The sequence below is a fragment of the Flavobacterium azizsancarii genome (assembly GCF_027980145.1).
Lineage (GTDB): Bacteria > Bacteroidota > Bacteroidia > Flavobacteriales > Flavobacteriaceae > Flavobacterium > Flavobacterium azizsancarii.
In genome coordinates, this window is sequence record NZ_JAMZNK010000088.1 from 1 (window position 1) to 4,963 (window position 4,963).

Consider the following 4,963-nt stretch of genomic DNA (forward strand, 5'->3'; position numbering starts at 1 on the left):
AGAGACCGGCGCACGGGTGCGTAACGCGTATGCAATCTACCTTTTACAGAGGGATAGCCCAGAGAAATTTGGATTAATACCTCATAGTATTATGAAATGGCATCATTTTATAATTAAAGTCACAACGGTAAAAGATGAGCATGCGTCCCATTAGCTAGTTGGTAAGGTAACGGCTTACCAAGGCTACGATGGGTAGGGGTCCTGAGAGGGAGATCCCCCACACTGGTACTGAGACACGGACCAGACTCCTACGGGAGGCAGCAGTGAGGAATATTGGACAATGGGCGCAAGCCTGATCCAGCCATGCCGCGTGCAGGATGACGGTCCTATGGATTGTAAACTGCTTTTATACGAGAAGAAACACTACTTCGTGAAGTAGCTTGACGGTATCGTAAGAATAAGGATCGGCTAACTCCGTGCCAGCAGCCGCGGTAATACGGAGGATCCAAGCGTTATCCGGAATCATTGGGTTTAAAGGGTCCGTAGGCGGTTTAATAAGTCAGTGGTGAAAGCCCATCGCTCAACGGTGGAACGGCCATTGATACTGTTAGACTTGAATTATTAGGAAGTAACTAGAATATGTAGTGTAGCGGTGAAATGCTTAGAGATTACATGGAATACCAATTGCGAAGGCAGGTTACTACTAATATATTGACGCTGATGGACGAAAGCGTGGGTAGCGAACAGGATTAGATACCCTGGTAGTCCACGCCGTAAACGATGGATACTAGCTGTTGGGTGCAAACTCAGTGGCTAAGCGAAAGTGATAAGTATCCCACCTGGGGAGTACGTTCGCAAGAATGAAACTCAAAGGAATTGACGGGGGCCCGCACAAGCGGTGGAGCATGTGGTTTAATTCGATGATACGCGAGGAACCTTACCAAGGCTTAAATGTAGATTGACCGGTTTGGAAACAGATCTTTCGCAAGACAATTTACAAGGTGCTGCATGGTTGTCGTCAGCTCGTGCCGTGAGGTGTCAGGTTAAGTCCTATAACGAGCGCAACCCCTGTTGTTAGTTGCCAGCGAGTCATGTCGGGAACTCTAACAAGACTGCCAGTGCAAACTGTGAGGAAGGTGGGGATGACGTCAAATCATCACGGCCCTTACGCCTTGGGCTACACACGTGCTACAATGGCCGGTACAGAGAGCAGCCACTGGGCGACCAGGAGCGAATCTATAAAACCGGTCACAGTTCGGATCGGAGTCTGCAACTCGACTCCGTGAAGCTGGAATCGCTAGTAATCGGATATCAGCCATGATCCGGTGAATACGTTCCCGGGCCTTGTACACACCGCCCGTCAAGCCATGGAAGCTGGGGGTGCCTGAAGTCGGTGACCGCAAGGAGCTGCCTAGGGTAAAACTGGTAACTAGGGCTAAGTCGTAACAAGGTAGCCGTACCGGAAGGTGCGGCTGGAACACCTCCTTTCTAGAGCCTCAAGTGTTAGTTGATTTATCAACACGCTGAGGAAAAAAGAAGAAGCTTTATAGGTTTTGATTTTAAGACTATTTTACTCTTGCTGTTAGTTCAAATAATAAATTTTAAGAATAAGAGTGTCTCGTAGCTCAGCTGGTTAGAGTACTACACTGATAATGTAGGGGTCGACAGTTCGAGTCTGTCCGAGACAACTATTTTATGCTTAAAAAGAAGGAAATTTTAGAAGTTGAAAGATTAAGGATCAAATAGTTCATAATTTTTAATTCACGATTTTTAATTTTTAATTAAAAAGGGGGATTAGCTCAGCTGGCTAGAGCGCCTGCCTTGCACGCAGGAGGTCAACGGTTCGACTCCGTTATTCTCCACTATCTTTAAGAAGATAGAATATAGAAAAAAGAATATAGACAAAGTCTATTCTCTATTCTCTATGTTCTTTATTCTGAAAAAGAAAAAGTTCATTGACATATTGAGATAAGAAAATAATAAAAAGTAGAAAGCGTTTTTTACAATTTATTGTAAAGAACAAAAAAAAACGGTCTTAATTAATTTTAAGATTGGTACAATAAGCAAAATAAGGGCGTATGGGGGATGCCTTGGCTCTCAGAGGCGATGAAAGGCGTGATAAGCTGCGAAAAGCTACGGGGACGGGCACACACCGATTGATCCGTAGATACCTGAATGGGGCAACCCACTATGTTGAAGACATAGTACACCGATAGGTGGGCAAACCCGCTGAACTGAAACATCTAAGTAGGCGGAGGAGAAGAAAACAAAAGTGATTCCGTAAGTAGTGGCGAGCGAACGCGGATTAGCCCAAACCAATGTTGTTACGGCAAGATTGGGGTTGTAGGACCACGACATTTTATGTACAAGGAACCGGAAGTTACTGGAAAGTGACACCATAGAGGGTGATAGTCCCGTATGGGTAACGAGTATAATAGATAGTGGTATCCTGAGTAGGGCGGGGCACGTGAAACCCTGTCTGAATTTGGCGGGACCATCCGCTAAGGCTAAATACTCCTGAGAGACCGATAGTGAACCAGTACCGTGAGGGAAAGGTGAAAAGAACCGTGAATAACGGAGTGAAATAGATCCTGAAACCATACGCTTACAAGCGGTCGGAGCCCTTTCGTGGGGTGACGGCGTGCCTTTTGCATAATGAGCCTACGAGTTAACGTTGCTGGCAAGGTTAAGTGGTTAAGCCACGGATCCGTAGCGAAAGCGAGTCTGAATAGGGCGCTTTAGTCAGTAGTGTTAGACGCGAAACCGTGTGATCTACCCATGGGCAGGTTGAAGCTGTGGTAACACACAGTGGAGGACCGAACCGGTTGACGTTGAAAAGTCTTCGGATGACCTGTGGGTAGGGGTGAAAGGCCAATCAAACTCGGAAATAGCTCGTACTCCCCGAAATGCATTTAGGTGCAGCGTTAGTTATAAAGTTATATAGAGGTAGAGCTACTGATTGGATGCGGGGGCTTCACCGCCTACCAATTCCTGACAAACTCCGAATGCTATATAATGTTCACTAACAGTGAGGGCTTGGGTGCTAAGGTCCAAGTCCGAGAGGGAAAGAACCCAGACCATCAGCTAAGGTCCCCAAATATATACTAAGTTGAAAGAACGAGGTTTGTCTGCCCAGACAGCTAGGATGTTGGCTTGGAAGCAGCCATTCATTTAAAGAGTGCGTAACAGCTCACTAGTCGAGCGGACGAGCATGGATAATAATCGGGCATAAGTATATTACCGAAGCTATGGATTTACAAGCAATTGTAAGTGGTAGGGGAGCATTCTAACAGGGTTGAAGGTGTATCGTAAGGTATGCTGGACTGGTTAGAAAAGAAAATGTAGGCATAAGTAACGATAATGCGGGCGAGAAACCCGCACACCGAAAAACTAAGGTTTCCACAGCTATGCTAATCAGCTGTGGGTTAGTCTGGTCCTAAGGCGAACCCGAAAGGGACAGTCGATGGCTAACGGGTTAATATTCCCGTACTACTAATTACTGTGATGGGGTGACGGAGTGATGAAAGCGCCGCGAACTGACGGAATAGTTCGTTGAAGTACCTACCTATAAGACCCGCAGGCAAATCCACGGGTTTTGGGGAAATACGATAGTACTCGGAGTCTTCGGACAAAGAGATAGTGCGCCTAAGGGCTTCCAAGAAAAACCTCTAAACTTCAGGTAATTAGTACCAGTACCGTAAACCGACACAGGTAGTTGAGGAGAGAATCCTAAGGTGCTCGAGAGATTCATGGCTAAGGAATTAGGCAAAATAGACCCGTAACTTCGGGAGAAGGGTCGCCCTGAGTAATCAGGGCCGCAGTGAAGAGGTCCAGGCGACTGTTTATCAAAAACACAGGGCTCTGCAAAATCGTAAGATGAAGTATAGGGCCTGACACCTGCCCGGTGCTGGAAGGTTAAGAGGAGATGTTATCTTCGGAGAAGCATTGAATTGAAGCCCCAGTAAACGGCGGCCGTAACTATAACGGTCCTAAGGTAGCGAAATTCCTTGTCGGGTAAGTTCCGACCTGCACGAATGGTGTAACGATCTGGACACTGTCTCAGCCATGAGCTCGGTGAAATTGTAGTAACGGTGAAGATGCCGTTTACCCGCAGTGGGACGAAAAGACCCTGTGCACCTTTACTATAGCTTAGTATTGACCTTGGATAAATGATGTGTAGGATAGGTTGGAGACTGTGAAGTGGCGTCGCCAGGCGTTGTGGAGTCATTGTTGAAATACAACCCTTTGTTTATCTGAGGCCTAACCCCGTTTTGCGGGGGACATTGCTTGGTGGGTAGTTTGACTGGGGTGGTCGCCTCCAAAAGAGTAACGGAGGCTTCTAAAGGTTCCCTCAGTACGCTTGGTAACCGTGCGTAGAGTGCAATGGCATAAGGGAGCTTGACTGAGAGACATACAGGTCGATCAGGTACGAAAGTAGAGCATAGTGATCCGGTGGTTCCGCATGGAAGGGCCATCGCTCAAAGGATAAAAGGTACGCCGGGGATAACAGGCTGATCTCCCCCAAGAGCTCATATCGACGGGGGGGTTTGGCACCTCGATGTCGGCTCGTCACATCCTGGGGCTGGAGAAGGTCCCAAGGGTTGGGCTGTTCGCCCATTAAAGTGGCACGCGAGCTGGGTTCAGAACGTCGTGAGACAGTTCGGTCTCTATCTACTGTGGGCGTTAGAAATTTGAGTGGATCTGATTCTAGTACGAGAGGACCGAATTGGACAAACCTCTAGTGTATCTGTTGTTCCGCCAGGAGCATCGCAGAGTAGCTACGTTTGGAAGGGATAAGCGCTGAAAGCATATAAGCGCGAAACCCACCACAAGATGAGATTTCTTTTAAGGATCGTGGGAGATGACCACGTTGATAGGCTATAGATGTAAAGGCAGTAATGTCATAGTCGAGTAGTACTAATAATCCGTAAGCTTATGTACACCCTTTTCTCCCACCGTAAGGTGGGAGAAGAAACTTTCTAAATCAATACTTTTTTCTTTATCTCAGTATGTTAAGATATTA

At 46.9% G+C, this 4,963-nt stretch carries 2 tRNA genes and 2 rRNA genes; all 4 read left to right on the top strand.

The annotated features are described in order from the left end of the window. Positions 1-1,428: ribosomal RNA gene (locus tag NJT12_RS24600) — 16S ribosomal RNA — on the top strand; the annotation flags it as partial. Between the two features lie 126 nt (positions 1,429-1,554). Then, positions 1,555-1,628 (top strand) — tRNA-Ile (locus NJT12_RS24605). 100 nt (positions 1,629-1,728) lie between these two features. After that, positions 1,729-1,802: transfer RNA gene (locus NJT12_RS24610), tRNA-Ala, on the top strand. Between the two features lie 195 nt (positions 1,803-1,997). Then, positions 1,998-4,881, top strand: a 23S ribosomal RNA gene (locus NJT12_RS24615). The last annotated feature ends 82 nt before the right edge of the window (positions 4,882-4,963 follow it).